This window comes from Ottowia oryzae, assembly GCF_003008535.1.
Taxonomy (GTDB): Bacteria; Pseudomonadota; Gammaproteobacteria; order Burkholderiales; family Burkholderiaceae_C; genus Ottowia; species Ottowia oryzae.
In genome coordinates, this window is record NZ_CP027666.1 from 1,856,600 (window position 1) to 1,879,214 (window position 22,615).

Annotated in this window: 22 protein-coding genes and 1 tRNA gene; 20 read left to right on the plus strand and 3 right to left on the minus strand. The window is 62.5% G+C overall.

Annotation, left to right across the window (positions count from 1 at the left end):
• Positions 1 to 20 precede the first annotated feature (20 nt).
• Positions 21 to 317: an SWIB/MDM2 domain-containing protein gene (locus C6570_RS08635; RefSeq protein ID WP_106702843.1), complete on the minus strand. Its 297-nt coding sequence runs from the start codon at positions 315 to 317 to the stop codon at positions 21 to 23.
• A 305-nt stretch (positions 318 to 622) separates the two neighbouring features.
• Here C6570_RS08635 and rraA point away from each other — a divergent pair, with 305 nt between their 5' ends.
• Positions 623 to 1,123 carry a ribonuclease E activity regulator RraA gene (rraA, locus tag C6570_RS08640; protein WP_106702844.1) on the plus strand — a complete coding sequence of 167 codons (501 nt, stop codon included), beginning with the start codon at positions 623 to 625 and terminating at the stop codon, positions 1,121 to 1,123.
• A 62-nt stretch (positions 1,124 to 1,185) separates the two neighbouring features.
• Here rraA and C6570_RS08645 read toward each other — a convergent pair whose 3' ends face one another.
• Both C6570_RS08645 and C6570_RS08650 read right to left on the minus strand, forming a co-directional pair.
• Positions 1,186 to 2,535, minus strand: a complete 1,350-nt coding sequence (locus tag C6570_RS08645) for a serine hydrolase domain-containing protein (RefSeq protein ID WP_106702845.1) — start codon at positions 2,533 to 2,535, stop codon at positions 1,186 to 1,188.
• Between the two features lie 250 nt (positions 2,536 to 2,785).
• On the minus strand, positions 2,786 to 3,799 hold the full coding sequence (locus C6570_RS08650; protein WP_245896370.1) for a DMT family transporter: 1,014 nt from the start codon (positions 3,797 to 3,799) through the stop codon (positions 2,786 to 2,788).
• A 23-nt stretch (positions 3,800 to 3,822) separates the two neighbouring features.
• Here C6570_RS08650 and C6570_RS08655 point away from each other — a divergent pair, with 23 nt between their 5' ends.
• From C6570_RS08655 to arsB, 19 genes are all read left to right on the plus strand, one after another.
• Positions 3,823 to 4,281 (plus strand): gamma-glutamylcyclotransferase family protein, encoded by a 459-nt coding sequence (locus C6570_RS08655; protein WP_106702847.1) that lies wholly within the window; start codon positions 3,823 to 3,825, stop codon positions 4,279 to 4,281.
• Between the two features lie 239 nt (positions 4,282 to 4,520).
• Positions 4,521 to 5,849: an isocitrate lyase gene (gene aceA, locus C6570_RS08660; RefSeq protein WP_106702848.1), complete on the plus strand. Its 1,329-nt coding sequence runs from the start codon at positions 4,521 to 4,523 to the stop codon at positions 5,847 to 5,849.
• 463 nt (positions 5,850 to 6,312) lie between these two features.
• The gene (thrS, locus tag C6570_RS08665) at positions 6,313 to 8,220 is read left to right on the plus strand and encodes a threonine--tRNA ligase (RefSeq protein WP_106702849.1); all 1,908 of its coding nucleotides are present in this window, start codon (positions 6,313 to 6,315) and stop codon (positions 8,218 to 8,220) included.
• An 80-nt stretch (positions 8,221 to 8,300) separates the two neighbouring features.
• Positions 8,301 to 8,921 (plus strand): translation initiation factor IF-3, encoded by a 621-nt coding sequence (infC, locus tag C6570_RS08670; RefSeq protein WP_106702850.1) that lies wholly within the window; start codon positions 8,301 to 8,303, stop codon positions 8,919 to 8,921.
• Between the two features lie 158 nt (positions 8,922 to 9,079).
• Positions 9,080 to 9,283 (plus strand): 50S ribosomal protein L35, encoded by a 204-nt coding sequence (rpmI, locus tag C6570_RS08675; RefSeq protein ID WP_009517525.1) that lies wholly within the window; start codon positions 9,080 to 9,082, stop codon positions 9,281 to 9,283.
• Between the two features lie 26 nt (positions 9,284 to 9,309).
• Complete coding sequence (gene rplT / locus C6570_RS08680) at positions 9,310 to 9,666, plus strand: 50S ribosomal protein L20 (protein WP_106702851.1); 357 nt, start codon at positions 9,310 to 9,312, stop codon at positions 9,664 to 9,666.
• A gap of 119 nt (positions 9,667 to 9,785) precedes the next feature.
• Positions 9,786 to 10,859, plus strand: coding sequence for a phenylalanine--tRNA ligase subunit alpha (gene pheS / locus C6570_RS08685; protein WP_106702852.1), 1,074 nt, complete (start codon positions 9,786 to 9,788; stop codon positions 10,857 to 10,859).
• 150 nt (positions 10,860 to 11,009) lie between these two features.
• Positions 11,010 to 13,451 carry a phenylalanine--tRNA ligase subunit beta gene (pheT, locus tag C6570_RS08690; protein ID WP_106702853.1) on the plus strand — a complete coding sequence of 814 codons (2,442 nt, stop codon included), beginning with the start codon at positions 11,010 to 11,012 and terminating at the stop codon, positions 13,449 to 13,451.
• Positions 13,452 to 13,481: 30 nt separating this feature from the next.
• Positions 13,482 to 13,871, plus strand: a complete 390-nt coding sequence (locus C6570_RS08695; protein WP_245896372.1) for an integration host factor subunit alpha — start codon at positions 13,482 to 13,484, stop codon at positions 13,869 to 13,871.
• 151 nt (positions 13,872 to 14,022) lie between these two features.
• Positions 14,023 to 14,484: a MerR family transcriptional regulator gene (locus C6570_RS08700; RefSeq protein ID WP_106704603.1), complete on the plus strand. Its 462-nt coding sequence runs from the start codon at positions 14,023 to 14,025 to the stop codon at positions 14,482 to 14,484.
• A 36-nt stretch (positions 14,485 to 14,520) separates the two neighbouring features.
• Positions 14,521 to 14,597, plus strand: a tRNA-Pro gene (locus C6570_RS08705).
• Positions 14,598 to 14,943: 346 nt separating this feature from the next.
• The gene (locus C6570_RS18575) at positions 14,944 to 15,441 is read left to right on the plus strand and encodes a helix-turn-helix transcriptional regulator (protein WP_416365995.1); all 498 of its coding nucleotides are present in this window, start codon (positions 14,944 to 14,946) and stop codon (positions 15,439 to 15,441) included.
• 450 nt (positions 15,442 to 15,891) lie between these two features.
• A complete protein-coding gene (locus C6570_RS08715; RefSeq protein ID WP_106702855.1) occupies positions 15,892 to 16,278 on the plus strand; it encodes an ArsR/SmtB family transcription factor in 387 nt (128 codons plus the stop codon).
• A gap of 70 nt (positions 16,279 to 16,348) precedes the next feature.
• A complete protein-coding gene (gene arsD, locus C6570_RS08720; RefSeq protein ID WP_106702856.1) occupies positions 16,349 to 16,765 on the plus strand; it encodes an arsenite efflux transporter metallochaperone ArsD in 417 nt (138 codons plus the stop codon).
• Positions 16,766 to 16,787: 22 nt separating this feature from the next.
• Positions 16,788 to 18,569 carry an arsenical pump-driving ATPase gene (arsA, locus tag C6570_RS08725; RefSeq protein WP_164675516.1) on the plus strand — a complete coding sequence of 594 codons (1,782 nt, stop codon included), beginning with the start codon at positions 16,788 to 16,790 and terminating at the stop codon, positions 18,567 to 18,569.
• An 81-nt stretch (positions 18,570 to 18,650) separates the two neighbouring features.
• Entirely contained in the window at positions 18,651 to 19,694 is a 1,044-nt protein-coding gene (locus C6570_RS08730; RefSeq protein WP_106702858.1) for an ArsJ-associated glyceraldehyde-3-phosphate dehydrogenase, read from the plus strand.
• 2 nt (positions 19,695 to 19,696) lie between these two features.
• Positions 19,697 to 20,938: an organoarsenical effux MFS transporter ArsJ gene (arsJ, locus tag C6570_RS08735; protein WP_106702859.1), complete on the plus strand. Its 1,242-nt coding sequence runs from the start codon at positions 19,697 to 19,699 to the stop codon at positions 20,936 to 20,938.
• Positions 20,939 to 20,986: 48 nt separating this feature from the next.
• Positions 20,987 to 21,505: an arsenate reductase ArsC gene (locus tag C6570_RS08740; protein WP_106702860.1), complete on the plus strand. Its 519-nt coding sequence runs from the start codon at positions 20,987 to 20,989 to the stop codon at positions 21,503 to 21,505.
• Positions 21,506 to 21,546: 41 nt separating this feature from the next.
• Positions 21,547 to 22,593 (plus strand): ACR3 family arsenite efflux transporter, encoded by a 1,047-nt coding sequence (arsB, locus tag C6570_RS08745; RefSeq protein WP_425437913.1) that lies wholly within the window; start codon positions 21,547 to 21,549, stop codon positions 22,591 to 22,593.
• Positions 22,594 to 22,615 lie beyond the last annotated feature (22 nt).

The window sequence follows — 22,615 nt, forward strand, 5'->3', positions numbered from 1 at the left end:
AGAACGCGCGGCGCTTGCCATCAGGACAGGTGTGCGCTGATCAGCTTGGTCATCTCGAACATCGTGACCTGGGGCTTCTTGAAGATTTCCTTCAGTTTGGCGTCGGCGTTGATGTTGCGCTTGTTGGCGCTGTCTTGCAGGTTGTTGGCCTTGATGTATTCCCAGACCTTCTTGGTCACTTCGGTGCGCGGCATGGGCTTGTCGCCGATGACGGCAGCCAGGGCCGGGCTGGCCTTCATGGGTTTCATGAAGGCTGCGCTGGGGGCGCGCTTGGCCGGCGCTTCTTTTTTGGCCGGGGCTTTCTTTGCAGTTGCCATGTTTGTTGATCCTCTTAATCGGGTTCTGAACTATCTTGCCCTTATGCCGGGTTGAATCCCGTTGAAGGCTGATGCGGATGCTACTGGATAAGTAGCACGCTTCCAAGGGGAAATTGGGTTTTTGGTGCTGTTATTTCGCATTTTTGCCCTAGGGCAACGTGGGCGAGAACTTTCGGGCACCTCTGGCCGTTTGGATGTGTGCAAGTGTGACGGCGCCCGCCCGTTTTCACCCACGGGCGCAGTTCGATCGCCCAAGGCGGCGCTTGGGTATGCTGTGCGATCCCTCAATTCACCAGGAGAAGCCGTTGAGCGCCCCTTCCTTTGCCACCTGCGACTTGTGTGACGCGCACGAGGGCGACACCAGCGGCGCCTTTCGCGTGCTGGCGCCCGCGTTTCACGACTACGGCGCCGTGCGGGCGTTCGCCGGGCCGGTGCACACGTTGCGCGCGCTGGAAGACAACTCGCGCGTGCGCGAGGCCGTCAATTCGCCCGGCGAGGGCCGGGTGCTGGTGGTTGACGGCGGTGGCTCGCTGCGCCGCGCGCTTGTGGGCGGCAACCTGGCCGTGGCGGCGGCCAAGAACGGTTGGGCGGGCATCGTGGTGGATGGCTGCGTGCGCGACGTGGCCGAGTTGCGCGCCGCCGGCATTCCGGTGCGTGCGTTGGCGTTGATGCCGCTGCGCACCGAAAAGCGCGGTGAAGGCCAGGCCGGCGAGCCGGTGCAGATCCAGGGCGTGTGGGTGCGCCCCGGCGACTGGCTGTACGCCGACGAAGACGGCATGGTGGTGGCCGACCGCACCCTTTCATAAGCCAGCGCCCGGCTGGCCTGCATCTCTAGCTATCGGTTAGATAGCTAAAGCCGCGTTTTCGATCAGCGCGGCAGCTTCATCAAATGTTCGGCCATGGCGCTGAAGGCCGGCAGCGATGTCGGGTCGATGCGTGAGTTGGCCGCGATGGGGTGCGATGCGAAGCGCGCGATCACCATCTCGGCCTTCGGGTCGACGTAGATCAGCTGGCCGTGGATGCCGCGCGCCGCGTATGCGCCGTGGGCGTTGTTCGTCACCCACCACATGTTGCGGTAGCTCCAGCCCGGCAGCGTGGGGTACGCGGCGGCGGGGAAGGCCGCCTTGTCACCGCCCGAGCGGATGTCGGCCACCACGGCCGCCGGAATGATCTGCTGGCCGCGGTAGCGCCCGTCGTTGCGCATCAGTTCGCCAAAGCGGGCCAGGTCGCGCAGGCCCGCGTTCAGCCCGCCGCCTGCGAATTCGTTGCCGACCGTGTCCACGGTGAAGTAGGCGTCTTGCTCCATGCCAAGTTTTTTCCAGATGCGCTCTGAGAGCAGGTCGCCGATGGATTGGCCCGTGGCGCGCCGGATCACCCAGCCCAGCGCGTCGGTGTTGATGGTGCGGTAGGCGAACTGGCCGCCGTGTTCGCCGTCCTTGCGCACGGTTTGCAGGTATTCGTAGAAGGTCTGCGGGCCTTGGTAGCCGGGCGGGCGCGGCATCACGTTGCCGGCGCGCGTGTGGGCCCAGATCTCGGCGTTCGGGTCGGCGTAGTTCTCGCTGTATTGCAGGCCGGTGCGCATGTCCAGCAGCTGGCGCACGGTGGCGTCGCCAAACGCGCTGTCTTTCAGCTCGGGCACGTACTGCGACACGCGGGCGTTTTCATCCAGCTTACCTTCGGCCACCAGCGTGGCGCCCAGCAGGCCAAAGAAGGATTTGGTGACCGACATGGCAATGTGCTGGCCCTCGGGCTGCAGCGCGCCCGCGTAGCGCTCGTACACGATCTTGCCGCGGTGCAGCACCACGATGCCGTCGGTGTAGTTGGCGTCGAACGACTGGCGCCAGGTCATGGGCGCGGTGCCGCCCAGGGGTGTGAAGGTGATGGCGTCCAGCTCGGGGCGCTCAGCGCGCGGCAGCGGGTCGGGCGCGCCCACGCCGCGCGACACCCCGGTGGTGGGCACCAGCTGGCGAAAGTGCGAAAAAGACCAGCGCAGCTGCGGAAAGCGGTAGCCAGAGCCATCGGCAAAGCGAATCACCCGGTCTGCCGGCGGCGGCGAGCCCACCATCCAGCCCAGCTTGACGGGGTCGGTTTGATCGGCGGTAGGCAGCGCGGGGCTGGGCGGCTGCTGTGCGAACGCGGTGGCGCCCAGGCAGGTGGCGGCGATCGCCGCGGCCGTGGCAGCAAGGCGCCAGCGGCGGCGGGTGATGGGCTGGGTCATGGCTGTCTCCTCATTGTTTTGTGGGACGGCCATCGTAAGCCGCGTGCAGCCGGGCAGGGTTGCCGCGCAGTCACCTGTGCGAATCAATGCCTTCGCTTGGCGGGGCATGCGGCGTAAGGCATCCAGGGTGGCAAGCCAAGGCGACCGCGCCCGGCTGTCCGCGCCGAGCCCATGCGGCGCTAACGCGGTGCAAATGCACCCTGCCGCCGTCTCAGTGGCGGCCGTCAGCGAGGCCGGGCGGGCAGGGCCGTCACCGCTGATCGCCAGGGCGGGGCGGCGTTGCGGCCACGTTGGCAGACGGTTGGCCGCGCGAAGGCAGCGTGGCCAGCAGCACGCCCACCAGCGCCACGCCAAACGCCGCCAGTTGCGCGCCCGCCAGCCGTTCGCCCAGAACCAGCACGCCCACCGTGGCTGCGCTGATGGGCAGCATCACGGTGAACACGCCAGCCTGCGCCGCCGGCACGCTTTTCAGCCCCGTCATCCACAGCCACACCGTCCACATGCAGGCCGCCAGCGCGTAGAACACCAGCAGCACCCAGGTGCCGGGCTGCACGGCCGAAAAGTCAAAGCGCCACGCCAGCCACAGCCCGAACGGCGTGGCCAGTGCAAAGCCCCACAAGTTGATCAGCGAGGTGATCCGCTTTGGCCCCAGCGTGGCGGTGAGCTTTTTGCCGATGACGGCGTAGCTCGCTTCGCACAGCACCGCGCCCATCAGCAACAGGTTGCCCAGCCAGACCAGGTTGGGGGTGTTTTGAGGCGCCAGCGCTGGTGCACCGTTCGCTGGTAGCTCTGAATTTGATAGTGAAAGCAAGCCAATGCCCAGCACCGCGCACACCACGCCCGCCCAGACACGCGGGGCGACCCGCTCGCGCAGGAACAGCCACGACAGCACCGCCACCGCTGCCGGAATGGCCGCCATGATCACGCCCGCCGAGACGGCGGTGGTCAGCTTCACGCCACTGATCATGCACAGCGTAAAGAGAAAGTTGCCCAGGAAAGATTCGAGAAACAGCAGGCCGCGCGTTTGCCGCGTCAAGGGGGCTTCCGTGGCTGGCTTCTTCAGCCAGGTGATCATTGCCACGGCGCCAATGCCAAAGCGCAACCACGCCAGCAGCAGCACGGGAAACGCGGCCGCCAGCGGTTTGGACAGCGCCACGTAAGAGCCCACCAGACACATCGACAAGGCAAGGCACCCGTAGGCCAGCGGCCTGGGAAGGGCGGTGGGGGCAGCGGTGGGCAAGGTGGCGGCGCCAGTAACTGGCATCAATCTTGATTAGGCTTGGCATCATGCACCAGGACAGCCCCACCCGCGCCGCGTCGCGCCATGTGTTCGTCTACGGCACTTTGCGGCGCGGGCAGGCCAACGACATCATGGCGCTGCAGCCTGCGCCTGCCTGGGTGGGGCGCGCCAGCGTGCACGGCACGCTGTACGACCTGGGCCGCTACCCCGGCGTTGTGCTGGGCGGCACCGCCCTGGTGCGCGGCGAGGTGTACGAGATTGCGCCCGCGCTGGAAGAAAAGCTGGATGAGATCGAGATGATCTACCCCCAGCAGCGCGACGAATACTTCAAGCGCGAGCTGTCGGTGGCGGTGGCGCTGGACAACGGCCTGGTGCGCTGGCTGAACTGCCTTTGCTACGTCTACAACCCCGCTTACCTTGGCAGCGCGCCGGTGATTGCCAGCGGCGACTGGGTGGAGGCGGAGCGCCTGCGCAGCCCGAATTCGCCGCGAAATGATCGACCATAATGTGAAATAGAACAATGTTGCATTGCCGCAAAATTTCTCAATACGAAAGATAGATTTTTGCAATGTGGAATTCGATTTGCAAGCTGTTGAATTTCAACGGTTAAATTTTTGTCTTGTATAAGACATAAGAATGGAATTGAGTCTTATAGAAGAGTTATGATTCTGGTCAACGGGCAGCTTGCACAGTGCAGCGGCGCCGTCAGAAAACACCGTTTCAACTCACCACCTCGGAGCGTTTCATGCCGAACACCAACGACCAACTCAGCCGCGACCAACAGATTGCCGCCCTCGAAAAAGACTGGGCCACCAACCCGCGCTGGAAGAGCGTCAAGCGCGGCTACAGCGCCGCCGACGTGGTGCGCCTGCGCGGCAGCCTGCAGATTGAGCACACGCTGGCCAAGCGCGGCGCCCAGCGCCTGTGGAACGCCATCAACGGCGACTCCAAAAAAGGCTACGTGAACGCCTTCGGTGCCATCAGCGCTGGCCAGGCCATGCAGCAGGCCAAGGCGGGCCTGGAAGCGGTGTACCTGTCGGGCTGGCAAGTCGCTGCCGACGGCAACACCAGCGAAACCATGTATCCCGACCAGTCGCTGTACGCCTACGACTCGGTGCCGACCATGGTGCGCCGCATCAACAACACCTTCAAGCGCGCCGACGAAATCCAATGGAGCCGTGGCGTGGGCCCTGGCGACAAGGACTTCATCGACTACTTCCTGCCGATCGTGGCCGACGCTGAAGCCGGTTTCGGCGGCGTGCTGAACGCGTTCGAGCTGATGAAGAACATGATCAACGCTGGCGCTGCTGGCGTGCACTTCGAAGACCAGCTGGCCGCCGTGAAGAAATGCGGCCACATGGGCGGCAAAGTGCTGGTGCCCACGCAGGAAGCGGTTGAAAAGCTGATTTCCGCCCGCTTCGCCGCGGACGTGATGGGCGTGCCCACCATCGTGCTGGCCCGTACCGACGCAGAAGCCGCCAACCTGATCACCAGCGACCACGACGCCAACGACAAGCCCTTCCTGACGGGCGAGCGCACGCAAGAAGGCTTCTTCCGCGTGAAAAACGGCCTGGAGCAGTCGATCAGCCGCGGCGTGGCGTACGCCCCGTATGCTGACCTGGTGTGGTGCGAAACCGGCGTGCCCGACATCGGCTTTGCCCGTGAGTTCGCCCAAGCCGTGCACGCCGCCTGCCCCGGCAAGCTGCTGAGCTACAACTGCTCGCCTTCCTTCAACTGGAAGAAAAACCTGAACGAAAAGCAGATCGCCTCGTTCCAGGAAGACCTGTCTGCGCTGGGCTACAAGTTCCAGTTCATCACGCTGGCCGGTATCCACATCAACTGGTTCCAGACCTTCCAGTTCGCCCATGCGTACGCCCGCGGCGAAGGCATGAAGCACTACACCGAGATGGTGCAAGAACCCGAATTCGCCGCACGCGACAAGGGCTACACCTTCGTATCGCATCAACAGGAAGTGGGCGCAGGCTACTTCGACGACGTGACCACCGTCATCCAGGGTGGCTCGTCCAGCGTGAAGGCGCTGACGGGCTCGACCGAAGAAGAGCAGTTCCACTGAGCTGTACCGGTGTGCCGACTTGGGTGCGAAGCGCCCGGGTTGGAACGCTGACAGTTGAAAAGGCCGCCTTCGGGCGGCCTTTTTTGTGGACGCAGCGCCATGGCGTAGCTAGGTTGAGCGCGCAGGTGTGGGGGACGGCGCTGCTGGCATGCGGCATTGCTTGGCGGCTGTTAAAATGCATGGATCAGCGACGGCTCTGATAAGTCATGCGGCAATCGCGTCGCACTTGCGAGCAGTCGAACTTCCCTATCCACCCCACAAGAGCGAGAAAGGCACCCCGGTTATGACACCGCGAACTACCCCGGCCAGGAGCTTCATTTAAGCCACGCTTTGCGGTGTTTGCCGGTGCCCAGCTTGCGCAGGGTGCTATTAAAAGTGAACCGAGCGCGGCCCCTGCCGCGCTTTTTTATTGCTCTGCTGCGTAGCGCGGCGCCCTTACAAAACGATTTCAAGAAGGATTCCCATGGTTCAAATCACGCTACCCGACGGTTCGCAGCGCGACTATCCGGGCCCCGTGACCGTGGCAGAGGTTGCCCAATCGATTGGCGCAGGCCTGGCCAAGGCGGCGCTGGGCGGCAAGGTGGACGGCAAGTTGGTCGACACCAGCTACTCGATCACGCAGAACGCGGCGCTGTCGATCGTGACGGCCAAAGACCCCGAGGGGCTGGACATGATCCGCCACTCCACCGCCCACTTGCTGGCCTATGCGGTCAAAGAGCTGTTCCCCGAGGCGCAAGTCACCATCGGCCCGGTGATCGACAACGGCTTTTTCTACGACTTCAGCTACAAGCGCCCATTCACGCCCGAAGACTTGGTTGCCATCGAGAAAAAGATGACCGAGCTGGCCGCCAAGGACGAGCCGGTGGTGCGCCGCGTGCTGCCGCGCGACGAGGCGGTGACCTATTTCAAGGGACTGGGCGAGGCGTACAAGGCCGAGATCATCGCCAGCATTCCCACCAACGAAGACGTTTCGCTGTACCGCGAGGGCGCCTTTGAAGACCTGTGCCGCGGCCCGCACGTGCCCAGCACGGGCAAGCTCAAGCATTTCAAGCTGATGAAGGTGGCCGGCGCCTACTGGCGCGGCGACCACCGCAACGAGATGCTGCAGCGCATCTACGGCACGGCATGGTCCACCAAGGACGAACTGCAGAACTACCTGCACATGCTGGAAGAGGCTGAGAAGCGCGACCACCGCAAGCTGGGCAAAGAGCTGGATCTGTTCCACATCGACGAGCATTCGCCCGGCACGGTGTTCTGGCACCCCAAAGGCTGGACACTGTGGCAGCAGGTCGAGCAGTACATGCGCCGCGTGTACATCGACAACGGCTACCAGGAGGTCAAGGGCCCGCAGATCCTGGACAAATCCCTGTGGGAGAAAACCGGCCACTGGGACAAATACCGCGAGAACATGTTCATCACCGAGAGCGAAAAGCGCGACTACGCCCTCAAGCCGATGAACTGCCCCGGCCACATCCTGATCTACAAACAGGGTGTGAAAAGCTACCGCGACCTGCCGCTGCGCTACGGCGAATTCGGCAACTGCCATCGCAACGAGCCCAGCGGCGGCCTGCACGGCATCATGCGGGTGCGTGGCTTCACGCAGGATGACGGCCACATCTTCTGCTCGCCCGACCAGATCCAGGCCGAATGCACGGCCTACACCACGCTGCTGCAGAAGGTGTACAAGGATTTCGGGTTTACCGACATCGTCTACAAGCTGGCGACGCGGCCGGAGCAACGAATTGGCTCTGAAGAAAGCTGGGACCAGGCGGAACAAGCGCTGAAGGATGGCTTGCGGGCTTCAGGGTGCGAATTTGAGATCAGCCCGGGCGAGGGCGCCTTCTACGGCCCCAAGATCGAATACACGCTGAAAGACGCGCTGGGCCGCGAATGGCAGTGCGGCACGATGCAGGTCGACCCGAACATGCCCGAGCGCCTGGATGCCGAATACGTCGGCGAAGACGGCGCGCGCCATCGCCCCATCATGCTGCACCGAGCCATCGTCGGCAGCCTTGAGCGCTTCATCGGCATGCTGATTGAGCACTACGCCGGCGCCATGCCGGTGTGGCTGTCGCCGGTGCAGGTGGTCGTCACCGGCATCACCGATGCGCAGTCCGACTACGTTCAATCCGTGGCGAAAACGCTGCGCCAACAGGGCTTTAGGGTGGAGACCGACCTGCGTAACGAGAAGATCACGTATAAAATACGGGAGCATTCGTTGCAAAAGCTGCCCTATATCCTCGTCGTAGGCGACAAGGAGCGGGAAGCTGGCGCCGTCGCAGTGCGCGCCCGGGGCAACCAGGACCTCGGTGTGGTGTCCTTGCAAGCGTTCATTGACCGCATGACATCGGACATCGCTGCCAAAGCTTGATTTTTACACCGAAAAATGGCTCTGGCGCACGCCCGTTGTGCGGCAAACGCTATTTTAATAATAGCATTTTGATTTGAGGAATCCCTACCATCGCTACCAATTTCCGTGACCGCCGCCATCGTGAGGAACGCGCGCACCGTCTGAATCGAGAAATCATGGCCCCCGAGGTCCGTCTGAACGGGCCTGAGAACGAGCCGCTGGGCGTCGTGCCCATCCAGGAGGCCCTGCGCCTTGCTGGCGAGTACGACGTGGATCTGGTGGAAGTTGTGGCCACTGCCAATCCGCCGGTCTGCCGGTTGATGGACTATGGCAAGTTCAAATACCTCGAGCAGAAGAAAGCCGCTGAAGCGAAGGCCAAGCAAACGGTCATCGAGATCAAGGAAGTCAAGTTCCGCCCAGGTACCGATGACGGCGACTTCAACATCAAGATGCGCAACATCCGCCGCTTTTTGGCGGATGGCGACAAAGTCAAGGTGACCTTGCGCTTCCGCGGGCGCGAGATCACCCACCAGGAACTCGGCTTGGCTCTGCTGAACCGCATTCGTGACGAGTTGAGCGACATCGTGCAAGTGGAGCAGTTCCCCAAGCTCGAAGGCCGCCAGATGATCATGATGCTGGCGCCTGCGCGCAAAAAGCCCGGTGGCGCCAAGCCCGCTGCCGCGCCTGCGGACGCAGCGCCCGCTGCGCAAGCGGAAAGCTGAAGCGCGCTTCGCACAGGTAAGTGTATTTGCCCTGCAGGCTGGCCTGCTGGGCGAACGGGCAAGTTGAAAGGCTTGCCAAAAGAAGTGGCTCGGGGCCCTCAAGGGCGCAGCAACATGCTGTGAACGCCTCGCGAGCACAACGAAACAGGAGCATGTAAATGCCCAAAATGAAGACCAAAAGCAGCGCGAAGAAACGTTTTCGCGTCCGTCCCGGTGGCACCGTCAAGCGCGGCCAAGCCTTCAAGCGTCACATTCTGACCAAGAAGACCACCAAGAACAAACGCCACCTGCGCGGTGCGGTGAATGTGCATGAGACCAACATGGGTCACATGGCGCAGATGCTGCCCTTCGCTGGCCTTTGATCAACTGACGGACTAGGAGAACTCATATGCCTCGCGTCAAACGTGGTGTGACCGCTCGCGCTCGTCACAAGAAAATACTGGCCCTTGCCAAGGGTTTCCGCGGCCGCCGTAAGAACGTCTACCGTGTTGCCAAGCAAGCGGTGATGAAGGCGGGCCAGTACGCCTACCGTGACCGCCGCAACAAAAAGCGCGACTTCCGTCGTCTGTGGATCGCCCGTATCAATGCCGCTACCCGTGAACTGGGCCTGACTTACAGCCAGTTCATCAACGGTATGAACAAAGCTGGCATTACGCTGGACCGCAAGGTTCTGGCCGCCATCGCTGTGCACGACAAGGCGGCCTTCGCCAGCATCGTGTCGCAGGCCAAAGCCAAACTGGCTTGATGCCGCTGCCGCCGCGCATTGCTATTGATATAGTAGCTGCTTGCGCTGGTGGTTCCAGGGGTTGAGGCCTATCGGGCTTCAATCCCTTTTTCGTTTATTGAATTTCTGAATTGCTGCCGATGAACGCCCCGACTGTCGCTGCCACCGATCTGGACGAGCTTGTCAGGAGCGCCGCCGAAGCCTTTGCGCGCGCCAACGCTCCCGCCGATCTGGAAAACGCCAAGGCGCGGTTCCTCGGCAAAACCGGCCGCTTGACCGAGCTGATGAAGGGCATGGCCCAACTCAGCGTGGACGAGAAGAAAACCCGCGGCGCCGCCATCAACCTGGCCAAGCAAAGCATCGAGGCGGCCCTGACCGAGCGCCGCCAGGCGCTGGCCAACGCCGAGCTGGAGCGCCAGCTGCAGGCCGAGGCGCTGGATGTGACCTTGCCAGGGCGCCAGCGCGGGCAGGGTGGCCTGCACCCCATCAGCCGGGCATGGGAGCGCATCGAGCAGATCTTCGCCAGCATGGGCTTTGACGTGGGCGACGGGCCTGAGATCGAGAACGACTGGTTCAACTTCACCGCGCTGAACAACCCGCCCAACCACCCCGCGCGTTCGATGCAGGACACCTTCTACGTCGACATGAACGACGAGCAGGGGCAGCCCTACTGCCTGCGCACGCACACCAGCCCGATGCAGATTCGCTACGCCACCGCGCACGCCAAGAAGCACGCAGCAGCGCTGGCGCGGGGCGACATGCCGGAAGTGCGCGTCATCGTGCCGGGCCGCACCTACCGCGTAGACAACGACGCCACCCATTCGCCCATGTTCCACCAGGTCGAGGGCCTTTGGCTGGGCGAGAACGTGAGCTTCAAGGATCTGAAGGTCACCTACCTGAACTTCTGCAAGGCGTTCTTCGAGACGGACGACCTCATCTTGCGCTTTCGGCCCAGCTACTTCCCGTTCACTGAGCCCAGCGCTGAGATTGACATCCAGTTTCAGCGCGGGCCGCTCGCTGGCAAATGGCTGGAGGTGTCTGGCTCGGGCCAGGTGCACCCGCAAGTCGTGCGCAACATGGGGCTGGACCCTGAGCGCTTCGTCGGCTTTGCGTTCGGGTCAGGGATTGATCGCCTGGCCATGCTGCGCTATGGCGTCAGCGATCTGCGCCAGTTTTTTGAAGGCGATGTGCGCTTTCTTGCCCAGTTTCGCTGACGGCACATCAGTGAATGGTCTGGCTCCCGCCCACGTCCCCCAAATGAGAAACGCGTTGCGCTGAATTGGGCCGGCGAAGCAAGGTTGGCTTCGCAGCAACCGGTTCCGCCGCAAGCGCTGGCTGCGTCTGAGTGAATTGAGTGATCGACTATGCAATTTCCTGAATCCTGGCTGCGCGAGTTCTGCAACCCCGCGCTGAGCACCGACGAGCTGGCCAATGTGCTGACCATGGGCGGCTTCGAGGTGGAAGAGGCCCGCCCCGTGGCACCCCCTTTTGCCGGCGTGGTCGTGGGCGAAATCAAGTCTGCCGAGCAGCATCCGAACGCGGATCGCCTGCGCGTCTGTCAGGTGGATGTGGGACAGGGCGCGCTGCTCAACATCGTCTGCGGCGCGGCCAACGCGCGTGCGGGCATCAAGGTGCCGTGCGCCACTGTGGGCGCGGAGCTGCCCCCCGGCGAAGACGGTAAGCCGTTCAAGATCAAGCTGGGCAAGCTGCGTGGCGTGGAAAGCCAGGGTATGTTGTGTTCGGCCCGCGAGCTGCATCTGTCCGAAGACCACGAAGGCCTGCTTGAACTGCCTGCTGACACTCCGCTGGGCCAGGACATTCGCACCGCGCTGAATCTGGACGACACGGTCTTCACACTCAAGCTGACGCCCAACCTGGGCCACGCGCTCAGCGTGTATGGCGTGGCGCGCGAGCTGTCTGCGTTGACGGGCGCGCCCCTGCTCACGCCCACCTTTGCGCCCGTGGCCGTGCAGACAAACCATGTCGTGCCTGTCAAGATCAGTGCGCCCGACCTGTGCGGGCGCTTTTCGGGCCGCGTGATTCGCCACGTCAATACGCAGGCGAAAACCCCGGCTTGGATGGTCGACCGTCTGGCGCGGTGCGGCCAGCGCAGCGTGTCCCCGCTGGTGGATATCTCCAACTACGTGATGTTCGAACTGGGCCGCCCCTCGCACATCTTTGATCTGGACAAGATTCATGGCGGCCTGGATGTACGTTGGGCGCGCCCAGGCGAGCAGCTCAAACTGCTGAACGGCAACACGGTGGCGTTGGATGAGGCTGTCGGCATCATCGCGGATGAGCGCGAAGTGGAATCGCTGGCCGGCATCATGGGCGGTGACGCCACGGCCGTTTCTGACGACACACGCAACGTGTATGTCGAGGCCGCTTTCTGGTGGCCCGAAGCCGTTGCGGGCCGCTCGCGCCGCTTCAACTTTGCCACCGATGCGGGGCACCGCTTCGAGCGAGGGGTAGACCCGGACGGCACCGCCGCGCACATTGAGCACATCAGTCGCTTGATCATCGACATCTGCGGCACGCCTGAAACCGTGTGCGGGCCGGTCGACGATCAGCAGCCGAACATGCCGCAACCGCAGCCCGTCACGCTGCGCGTGGCGCGCGCGGCCAAAGTCATCGGTATGCCGTTGACACAGGCCCAGTGCGCCGACGTTTTCTCGCGCCTGCAACTGCCTTTTGTCGAGGGTGAAGGCGTGCTGACCATCACGCCGCCGGCCTACCGCTTCGACATCACGATCGAAGAAGACTTGATCGAAGAAGTGGCGCGCCTGATCGGCTACCAAAACCTGCCTGAAACAGCGCCCCTGGCACCGATTGAGCCGCGCGTTCGCTCCGAGGCGCTGCGCGGCCGTTTCGAGCCGCGCCATACGCTGGCGGCGTTGGGCTACCTGGAAACCATCAACTTCAGCTTTGTCGAAGAGGCGTGGGAGCGCGACCTCGCGGGCAACACCGACCCCGTGCGCTTGCTGAACCCGATTGCGAGTCAAATGAGCGTGATGCGCTCGACCCTGCTGGGTTCGCTGCTACAAGTTGTGAAGCGCAACGTGGATCGCCGTGCCGACAGAATCCGCGTGTTCGAGATTGGCCGCGTGTTCCGGCGAGACCACACGGTCCAAACCGGTGAGGGCGCGGTGCGCGGCGTAGCTCAGCCCATGCGCGTGGCCGGTGCGATCTATGGCCCAGCCCGTCAGCAGGGTTGGTCGGGCAAGCAAACGCCGGCGGATTTCTTTGACGCCAAGGGCGATGTCGAAGCCTTGCTCAGCCCGCGCAAAGCGGTGTTTGAGGCAGACAGCCACCCGGCCTTGCACCCTGGCCGCACAGCGCGCGTCATCGTGGATGGCCGGCCGGTGGGTTACGTGGGCGAGCTGCATCCCCGTTGGCGCCAGCAGTGGGATTTGCCCCATGCACCTGTGTTGTTCGAATTGGCGCTGGACGCCGTCCTGAGCCATCCGCTGCCCACGGCCGTGCCATTGCCCCGCCAACAGCCCGTTGAGCGCGACGTTGCCGTCGTTGTGAAAGAGTCTGTGACGCACGACCAGCTCATGGGCTCCCTTCGCGATGCCCCTGCGGCCGATCTGGTCCGCAGCGCCACGCTGTTCGACATCTATCGCCCGAAACCAGGCGCCGACGCTGCTGGCGGAGCCAATCTGGGCATCGACGAGAAAAGCCTGGCCGTTCGGCTCGTGTTGGACGGCGGGCAGGAAACGCTGACCGATGAGCGCATTGAGGCGGCTGTGCAGTCGGTGCTCGCCCAATGGCAGGCCGACGTTGGTGCGCGCCTTCGTGGCTGAACTGCGGATATGACCTGAGGAAAACACACCATGGCGGGGGACGGAGACGAGATGCTGTTGCTGGCGGTTGACAGCCTGGAGACCACTGCGCTGACCAAGGCCCAGCTGGCGGAGATGCTGTACGAGCAGATCGGCCTGAACAAGCGCGAATCCAAGGATATGGTCGATGCCTTCTACGACCTGATCGGTGCGCGACTGGTGGCCGGTGACGATGTGAAGCTGTCTGGCTTTGGTAATTTCCAGATGCGTGTGAAGGCTCCCAGGCCCGGGCGCAATCCGCGCACGGGTGAGCTGATCCCTATCGCTGCGCGCCGCGTGGTTACCTTCCATGCCAGCCAGAAGCTCAAGGAAATGCTGCAGCCTGACGATGCCGGTTCAGAGGCACCCGCGGGGCCCACGTCCGGCGCGGAAAAAGACTGACGCGCCAGTCGCATCCACGTCGCGCCAACGCGTGACCTTCTGCGGCATCTAGTCAAGTTTTCGCTGCACATGTTGCCGCTCGCAGACGCGGCCATGGCCGTATCCGCCAACATCGGCTAACCTGCGGCGCACGTTGCAGTGATCGATGATCATGGAATCCGCCTTGCCCCCCATTCCTGCCAAGCGCTACTTCACCATCGGTGAGGTCGGTGACCTGTGCGGTGTCAAACCGCATGTGCTGCGCTATTGGGAGCAAGAATTCACGCAGCTGAGGCCAATGAAGCGTCGCGGCAACCGCCGCTATTACCAGCACCACGAAGTGTTGATGATCCGGCGCATCCGCGAACTGTTGTACGACCAGGGCTTCACCATCAGCGGCGCCAGAACACGCCTGCAGGAGCTGGAGTCCGGCGTTCGCGGCGCGTTGGCCGCCACGGCCGTGGCGACGAGCGGTGTACGCGCTGGCGCGCACGATCAACCGAACGAGACCTTGGCTTCTTTGGCTAACGGCCCGGTTGACGATCTCACGCCAACTGCCACTGCAGTTGCTCCGTCATGGCGCGATTTGTCGCAAGAGCTGAGCGAAATTCGCGATCTGTTGACGATTGGCTGAAACCGCGTCATTCCCGCGCTATAATGCAAGGCTTGTCGGCGTGTAGCGCAGCCTGGTAGCGCACTTGCATGGGGTGCAAGGGGTCGCGAGTTCGAATCCCGCCACGCCGACCAATAAAATCAACGGGTTACAGCAGAAATGCTGTAACCCGTTTCTCGTTTCCGAGCGCTCCAGGCAGATTTGCCCACACTTTTGCCCACACCGGCGTGGAACTGAGTCGATGTTTCGAAGGGCGTCTGCTCAACGCCAAGTAAGCACTCGACTATGTGGGCGAGAAGCAACAGGGTCGTTTTTGGCGAATTTTGGGAATTGGTCTACTTTGCGTCATGTGCTCACGTCGAGCAGCAGACGTTTAAGGAGGTGCCCCCAATGCATTCAATCAGTGCTATTTCCTCTGTGGATATGCCGATGCAGATCCCACCAAGACCGATCATCGTGTTCCTCTCGGCGGAGCAAGCGATGGGCAGTCTCACCATCGGAAGATCCAAGTTCTATGAGTTGATCCGGGACGGGCTGCTACCCCGGGGAGTCAATGTGCTCGGAAGGTCGGTTCGGTGGGTCGAATACGAAATTGAGACTGTCAAACATAGCCTCGCGACTGCGGCTGACCGCAGTGCCATCGAGAGCTTGGTCGCGTGGTTACAGGCCACCCGATGCGCGCCCGTAGCGCCCTCCCGTCAAGTCTGGCTTCAAGGCTCGGCACTTCGTCATGTCGATCAAGAGATAAAGCCTCTCACGTTCCTGACGGAGCGACAGGTTCGTAAGGAACTCTGCGTCGGACGCACGAAGTTGTACGAGGCGATCGAGCAGGGGCTAATCCCCCAGGGGCTGCATTTGATAGGCAGGTCGAAGCGTTGGGTCTCATACGAAATTGAATGGGTGAAACGCCTGCTTGCGATCGAGACCAGTTCGTCAGGACTTCAGATGAGCACACGATGGCTCACCTTGTTTCGATAGGCACGCAGCTTGAGCGTCGCCACTCGACAGGCACGCTCGGCCACGAGGCGGACGAACAAGCAATGGCCGTATCGCCTGCTCGCATCTCCAGAGCCATCCCCTCAAAAGGTTTGCATGTCTGACGCATCATGTGAACTCGCCTTGGTGCCAAATTTGGCACCCAAAATGTTTTTTTTTGTGGCGGCGCCTGCTGGGATTAGCGCTTCAAGGTGCGCCAAGTTGCCGCCGCGTGACACTCGTGGCGCGCTTCCGGGACAAGCTGGCGATGTGTGTTCGGCCCTTCACGACCCAAAGCCGCCAGTTGACCAAGCTTGGCGAATTTCTGGACTGGTGCAGCTTGCCGTCGCTCGGTGATTGGTCGTCAGCCCTTCGGGCCTCAACATTCATCCAGAAGCGGCGCTTGACCTACGTCAGTTGCCGGCGAACGATAATTCAACAATAATTGAATTCATGGAACAGGATGAAGCCATCAAGGTCTTTGAGTCGCTCGCGTCAGGCGTACGGTTGGACATCTACCGTCTGCTGATGCGCCAGGGTCCCGAAGGTTTGGTTGCGGGACAGATTGCAAGCACGTTGGACATTCCTCCAACCAACCTGTCATTTCACTTGAAAGCGCTGACTCACGCCGGCCTCTTGGGCGTCACGCCCGAGGGGCGGTTCCAGCGTTATCGCGCCAATCTGTCGTTGATGCAGGACTTGATCGAATACCTGACCGCCGAGTGCTGCGCTGGCCATCCGGAGGAGTGCGCTGAACTGCATGATGCAGCGTGTGAGCCTGTTGCATGCAGCCCTTCGAAGAAGGCGAGCGTCCAACGCACCGTTGGTCACCAATCATAGTTTGCGGCTGAGTTCGGCTATAAAAGTTGTAGCATTAATTCATTATTTTAAAGATCGTTGGAGATTCAAAATGACCGCTTCAGCCCGCATCCAAATCTTCGACCCTGCCCTGTGTTGCGCGAGCGGTGTATGCGGCACTGACGTCGATCAGGCCTTGGTGAGCTTTGCGACCGACGCCGCCTGGGCCACTGGCCAGGGCGCACACATTCAGCGCTTCAATCTATCGCAACAACCGCTGGAATTCGCGCAGAACGCCATCGTGAAACGTTTCCTCGAACGTTCTGGAGCCGAGGCGCTACCCCTCGTGCTCGTTGATGGTGAGGTGGCTCTGGCTGGTCGCTACCCGCAACGAGCGGAGCTGGCGCGCTGGGCCTTGCTGCAAGTCGACGCTGGGCCGGAAGCAAGTGGATGCTGCGGCGCAGATGCCTCGCCAATGATCGGCTGTTGCGCGCCCAAAACCGAAGCGAGCAGTGGCAAGTGCTGCTGACTGAAGTGCTTTCAGGGCAATCATGAACTTCCTGCACAACCCACCCCGCTTCCTGTTCTTTACCGGCAAGGGCGGCGTCGGCAAGACCTCCATCGCTTGCGCCGCCGCAGTGCAACTGGCCGATGCCGGCAAGCAGGTGCTGCTGGTCAGCACCGACCCGGCGTCAAATGTCGGCCAGGTGTTTGGCCTTTCCATTGGCAACCAAGTCGTCGCCGTGCCGGCGGTGTCCAACTTGAGCGCGCTGGAGATCGACCCTCCCGCCGCCGCGCAGGCCTACCGTGACCGCATCGTCGGCCCGGTGCGCGGCGTGCTGCCGGATGCGGTGGTCAAGGGTATCGAGGAGCAACTCTCCGGCGCCTGCACCACCGAGATCGCCGCATTTGACGAGTTCACCGCCCTGCTGGCTGACGACGCGGCCACGCGCGGGTTTGACCACGTCATCTTCGACACCGCGCCCACCGGCCACACCATCCGCCTGCTCAGCCTGCCTGGCGCCTGGAGCGGCTTTCTGGAAGCGGGCCAGGGCGATGCCTCTTGCCTCGGCCCACTGGCGGGGCTGGACAAGCAGCGCACGCAATACCAGGCCGCCGTCGCCGCACTGCAGGACGGCGCCCGCACGCGACTGGTGCTGGTCGCGCGCGGCCAGGGCGCCACGCTGCGCGAAGCCGCGCGCACGCACGAGGAATTGGCGGCCATTGGATTGAGCCGGCAATACCTGGTCATCAACGGCCTGCTGCCCGAAAGCGAAGCCGCGCACGACCCACTGGCCGCCGCCGTGCTGCGGCGCGAGCGGGCGGCGTTGGCCAATCTGCCCGCCGCGCTGCGTGAATTGCCGGTCGATAACATCGCGCTCAAAGCCTTCAATCTGGTGGGTCTGGAAGCGCTACGCCAACTGCTGCAAGCCGAGGTATCTGGAATCACGCCGATTGGGAGCGAACCCCATATCGGTCTGCCGGACGCACCCACCCTCTCCACGTTGGTCGACGGCATCGCCGCGCCCGGCCACGGCCTGGTCATGCTGATGGGCAAGGGCGGCGTCGGCAAGACCACGCTGGCGGCCGCCATCGCCGTGGAGCTAGCCGCGCGCGGCTTGCCCGTGCACCTGACGACCTCCGACCCCGCCGCGCATCTGAGCGAGACCCTGGCGGGCGAGTTGCCCAACCTCGCCGTAAGCCGCATCGATCCGCACGCCGCCACCGAGGCCTATCGGGCCCATGTCATGGCCACCAAGGGTGCGGCGCTGGATGAGGCCGGCCGCGCTTTGCTGGCCGAAGATTTGCGCTCGCCCTGCACCGAGGAGATTGCCGTGTTCCAGGCCTTCTCGCGCGCTATCCGCGAGTCCGGTCGCCAGTTCGTGGTGATGGACACTGCGCCCACCGGCCACACCCTGCTGCTGCTCGACGCCACCGGCGCCTACCACCGCGACGTGGCGCGCCAGATGGCGACCGGCAGCCACTTCACCACGCCCATGATGCAGTTGCAGGACCCGGCCCGCACCAAGGTGCTGATCGTCACGCTGGCTGAAACCACGCCCGTACTGGAAGCCGCGCACCTGCAAGACGACCTGCGCCGCGCCGGCATCGAGCCCTGGGCCTGGGTGGTGAATAACTGCATCGCCGCTGCACCCGTGGCCTCGCCGCTGCTGCGCCGCCGCGCAGACAGCGAACTGCGTGAGATCGACGGGATCCGCAGCCGCCACGCCCAGCGCTGGGCCGTGGTGCCGCTGCTGGCGAACGAGCCTGTGGGCGCGGCGCGCTTGCGTGCGCTGGCCAATTGCGAGCACACGGCTGAACTGAGAGGCTAACCCAGGCATCCGCTCGGGCTTCACGAAATCGTCACATACGTGCGGACAATTCAATAGTTCTCTAAGGGTTAAATTAAAGTGATGAAAGTTGGCATCAATGGGATGGGTCGTATCGGCCGCCTTGCACTGCGGGCGGCGTTTGGCGCGGCAGAGCGCCAGTCCGATGACCCGAGGGCGAGTAACCGACTTGAGGTGGTGCATCTCAATGAACTCAAAGGGGGGGCGGCAACGACCGCACACCTGTTGGCATTCGACACCGTGCAGGGCAAGTGGCGGGCCGACATCGCGGCTGAAGGCGAAGAGCGGATCCGCATTGACGGTAGGACTTTGAGTTTCAGTAGTCACTCAGCGCCGCAAGACATTCCTTGGGGCGAGCTGGGTGTCGATCTTGTGCTGGAGTGCACCGGCAAATTTCTGACACCGGAAACCATTCAGGGACACCTAGACCGCGGCGCCAAGCGAGTCATCGTCGCCGCACCCGTCAAGACCGGAAACGTGTTGAACGTGGTGGTGGGGGTCAATGAGCACCTCTACGACCCGACAAAAGACAGAGTCGTCACAGCCGCGTCGTGCACCACGAACTGCCTGGCGCCGGTTGTCAAAGTGGTTCACGAGAACATCGGTATCAGGCACGGCCAGATCACAACGATTCACGATCCCACCAACACCAACCTGGTCGTCGACGCGCCGCACAAGGACTTGCGCCGTGCGCGCAGCGCCATGATGAGTCTGGCGCCGACGACCACCGGTAGTGCCACGGCCATCGCCCTCATCTATCCCGACTTGAAGGGAAAGCTGAATGGACACGCGGTGCGCGCGCCGGTGCTCAACGCATCGCTGACAGATTGCGTGTTCGAGTTGAATCGGGCGACCACTTCGCAAGAGATCAATGCCTTGTTCAAGTCCGCCGCGCAAGGAGACCTCGCAGGCATTCTTGGCTACGAAGAGCGACCTTTAGTCAGCGCAGACTACGCGCGGGACACGCGCAGTTCCATCGTGGATGCGCCTTCAACCTTGGTGACCGACGGCACCCTCCTCAAGGTCTACGCTTGGTACGACAACGAAATGGGCTACGCATGCCGGATGGTCGATCTGGCTTGCCACATGCGGCAGGTGGGCATTTAGAAATGCAGAATGCTGCGCGCAACTATGCCATCGTCACGGCCGCCTACTGGGGTTTCACCCTGACCGATGGCGCCCTGCGCATGCTGGTGCTGCTGCATTTCTATCGCTTGGGCTACTCGTCCATCACGCTGGCGTTCCTGTTCTTGCTCTACGAGGCGGCCGGGATTCTGGCAAACCTGATTGGCGGTTGGCTGGCCACCCGCTACGGCATCACACGAATGTTGACGGTTGGCCTGATAACTCAGATCACCGGATTCAGCCTATTGTCGATGCTCAATCCTGAATGGACTGCGACGACGTCGGTGGTCTGGGTCGTGATGGCCCAGGGCATTTGCGGCGTGGCCAAGGACTTGACCAAGACAGCGAGCAAGTCGGCGATCAAGGTGACCCAGGCGCAGGCCAAGGAGCAGGGTTCAGGTCAGCTCTTTAAGTGGGTCGCCTGGTTCACCGGGAGCAAGAACGCCATGAAAGGCGCTGGCTTCTTTCTCGGAGGTCTGCTGCTCCAGACACTTGGCTTTCAGGCGTCTCTGTGGGCGATGGCGGGATTGCTCGCAATCGTCCTGATTGGTGTGACGACCTCTTTGCCCAAGATGATGGGTAAGAGTAAGGCATCGGGCAGCGCCAAGGAGTTGTTCGCGAAGAGCTCAGGCATCAACGCGCTGGCGGCGGCGCGTGTGGCCCTGTTTGGCGCACGCGATGTGTGGTTTGTCGTCGGCCTGCCGGTATTCCTTTATTCGGTTGGTTGGAGCTTCACCGGCGTCGGAACCTTTCTTGCCGCCTGGACCATTGGCTATGGCTTGGTTCAGGCGCTCGCGCCGAGCATCGTCACGCGGAGTCCAGATGGCCTAAGCCGCGAAGTGCCGGCCGCTCGAACGTGGTCGGCGCTATTGGCCGTGGTCGCGACTTGCCTGACTATCGCCGTGGGAATAAATGTGCCGAACCTGCAATGGGTGGTCGTTGGCGGCCTGGGACTTTTTGGCTTTGCGTTCGCCATCAATTCATCCGTGCATTCCTATCTGATCCTGGCCTACGCTGGCTCCGAGAAGGCCGCAGAGGACGTCGGGTTCTACTACGCCGCAAATGCACTGGGCCGCTTCATGGGCACCCTGCTTTCGGGCCTGCTCTATCAGTGGGGTGGCCTGCTCTATGCACTGATCGGCTCCGCGACGATGCTGGTCATTTGCTGGCTCATCACGCTGGGCCTGCCAACGCGCCATGCTCAGCTCACCGGGGTTCAGGCTTGAACTCAAGGACCGTGCAACGCGCCTCAATCCATTCACCTGGAGTCCACCATGTCAGAGAAAGTCATGAACGTCCTTTTCGTCTGTACCGGCAATTCAGCGCGCAGCATTCTGGCTGAGTCGGTACTGAATAACCCGACCATCGGAGGTGGGCGCTTTCGGGCGTTCAGCGCCGGCAGCCATCCTTCGAGTCAAGTCCAACCGATGGCGTTGGAGCTCCTGAAGCAGTATCACTATCCGACCGAAGGCCTGCGCAGCAAGAGCTGGGATGAATTCAGCGCCAAAGGCGCGCCAGAACTCGACTTCGTCTTCACTGTTTGCGATAAAGCCGCTGGCGAGGCGTGTCCCTACTGGCCTGGCCAGCCCATGACAGCGCACTGGGGTGTCGAGGATCCGGTCGCGGTGGAGGGAACGGAAGAGCAGAAGCGAAAGGCTTTTGCCAACGCCTTTCTGGTTCTGAAGAACCGTATCGCCATGTTCGCCGCGTTGCCGATGGAAAAGCTCGACCGGCTGGCGCTCAAGAAGAAGCTCGACGAGATCGGGACCTCTTTGCCTTCACAGAGCGTATGACGGCGCGGATTTTTCAGGCAGCGCCCTCGGCGCCTGCACCGATGAGTGTGTTTGAGCGCTACCTCACTGTGTGGGTTTTCGCCTGCATCGTGCTCGGCACGTTGCTGGGACATAGCCTGCCGAGCGTGTTTCAGTCGATTGGCCGCATGGAAGTGGCGCGTGTCAACCTACCGGTCGGTGCGTTGATCTGGGTGATGATCATTCCGATGCTGGCGAAGGTCGATTTCGGCTCGCTCGGACAAGTGCGTCGGCACGCTCGCGGTATTGGTGTAACCCTGTTCGTCAACTGGCTGGTCAAGCCGTTCTCGATGGCCTTCCTCGGTTGGGTATTCATCCGCCACGTGTTCGCGCCATACCTGCCTGCGGACCAACTCGACAGCTACATCGCTGGCCTGATCCTGCTGGCCGCGGCGCCCTGCACAGCCATGGTGTTCGTGTGGAGCCGTTTGACGAACGGTGACGCCAATTTCACGCTGAGCCAGGTAGCGCTGAACGACGGCATCATGGTTGTGGCCTTCGCGCCGTTGGTTGCTATTCTGTTGGGTGTTTCGGCCATCACGGTGCCATGGGACACGCTAATCGTCTCTGTGGTGCTGTACATCGTGGTACCGCTCGTGATCGCCCAAGTCTGGCGCAAGGCATTGCTATCCAGGGGACAAGCAGTATTCGAATCCGTCATGGCGCGCAGCGGGCCGTGGTCGATCGGCGCGCTGCTGCTGACACTGGTTTTGCTGTTTGCCTTCCAAGGCCAGCAGATCGTGCGCCAACCACTCATCATCGCCATGCTGGCAGTGCCCATCCTGATTCAGGTGCTCTTCAACTCGGGGTTGGCGTATGGGCTGAACCGCGCACTGGGCGAATCGCACAGCGTGGCTTGTCCGTCGGCGTTGATTGGTGCCAGCAATTTTTTCGAACTGGCGGTGGCGGCCGCGATTGCTCTGTTCGGTTTTGAATCTGGCGCTGCGCTGGCCACGGTGGTGGGCGTGCTGATCGAGGTGCCGGTGATGCTGCTTGTGGTGCGCGTGGTGAACGCCAGCAAAGGCTGGTACGAGGGAGGTCGCCAGACCCGGCAATCTGCCGCTTCTTAGACGCGGATACTGCGGTGCAATT

What these genes read in the sequence shown, in the direction of transcription:
- C6570_RS08650 (WP_245896370.1), bottom strand. Translation starts at nt 3,799, where the DNA reads ATGCCAGTTACTGGCGCCGCCACCTTGCCCACCGCTGCCCCCACCGCC.
- C6570_RS08695 (WP_245896372.1), top strand. Translation starts at nt 13,482, where the DNA reads ATGGCGGGGGACGGAGACGAGATGCTGTTGCTGGCGGTTGACAGCCTG.
- C6570_RS18575 (WP_416365995.1), top strand. Translation starts at nt 14,944, where the DNA reads ATGGGCAGTCTCACCATCGGAAGATCCAAGTTCTATGAGTTGATCCGG.
- pheS (WP_106702852.1), top strand. Translation starts at nt 9,786, where the DNA reads ATGAACGCCCCGACTGTCGCTGCCACCGATCTGGACGAGCTTGTCAGG.
- arsA (WP_164675516.1), top strand. Translation starts at nt 16,788, where the DNA reads ATGAACTTCCTGCACAACCCACCCCGCTTCCTGTTCTTTACCGGCAAG.
- C6570_RS08740 (WP_106702860.1), top strand. Translation starts at nt 20,987, where the DNA reads ATGTCAGAGAAAGTCATGAACGTCCTTTTCGTCTGTACCGGCAATTCA.
- C6570_RS08700 (WP_106704603.1), top strand. Translation starts at nt 14,023, where the DNA reads ATGGAATCCGCCTTGCCCCCCATTCCTGCCAAGCGCTACTTCACCATC.
- rplT (WP_106702851.1), top strand. Translation starts at nt 9,310, where the DNA reads ATGCCTCGCGTCAAACGTGGTGTGACCGCTCGCGCTCGTCACAAGAAA.
- arsB (WP_425437913.1), top strand. Translation starts at nt 21,547, where the DNA reads ATGAGTGTGTTTGAGCGCTACCTCACTGTGTGGGTTTTCGCCTGCATC.
- arsD (WP_106702856.1), top strand. Translation starts at nt 16,349, where the DNA reads ATGACCGCTTCAGCCCGCATCCAAATCTTCGACCCTGCCCTGTGTTGC.
- C6570_RS08645 (WP_106702845.1), bottom strand. Translation starts at nt 2,535, where the DNA reads ATGACCCAGCCCATCACCCGCCGCCGCTGGCGCCTTGCTGCCACGGCC.
- thrS (WP_106702849.1), top strand. Translation starts at nt 6,313, where the DNA reads ATGGTTCAAATCACGCTACCCGACGGTTCGCAGCGCGACTATCCGGGC.
- C6570_RS08635 (WP_106702843.1), bottom strand. Translation starts at nt 317, where the DNA reads ATGGCAACTGCAAAGAAAGCCCCGGCCAAAAAAGAAGCGCCGGCCAAG.
- C6570_RS08655 (WP_106702847.1), top strand. Translation starts at nt 3,823, where the DNA reads ATGCACCAGGACAGCCCCACCCGCGCCGCGTCGCGCCATGTGTTCGTC.
- C6570_RS08730 (WP_106702858.1), top strand. Translation starts at nt 18,651, where the DNA reads ATGAAAGTTGGCATCAATGGGATGGGTCGTATCGGCCGCCTTGCACTG.
- C6570_RS08715 (WP_106702855.1), top strand. Translation starts at nt 15,892, where the DNA reads ATGGAACAGGATGAAGCCATCAAGGTCTTTGAGTCGCTCGCGTCAGGC.
- arsJ (WP_106702859.1), top strand. Translation starts at nt 19,697, where the DNA reads ATGCAGAATGCTGCGCGCAACTATGCCATCGTCACGGCCGCCTACTGG.
- pheT (WP_106702853.1), top strand. Translation starts at nt 11,010, where the DNA reads ATGCAATTTCCTGAATCCTGGCTGCGCGAGTTCTGCAACCCCGCGCTG.
- rpmI (WP_009517525.1), top strand. Translation starts at nt 9,080, where the DNA reads ATGCCCAAAATGAAGACCAAAAGCAGCGCGAAGAAACGTTTTCGCGTC.
- aceA (WP_106702848.1), top strand. Translation starts at nt 4,521, where the DNA reads ATGCCGAACACCAACGACCAACTCAGCCGCGACCAACAGATTGCCGCC.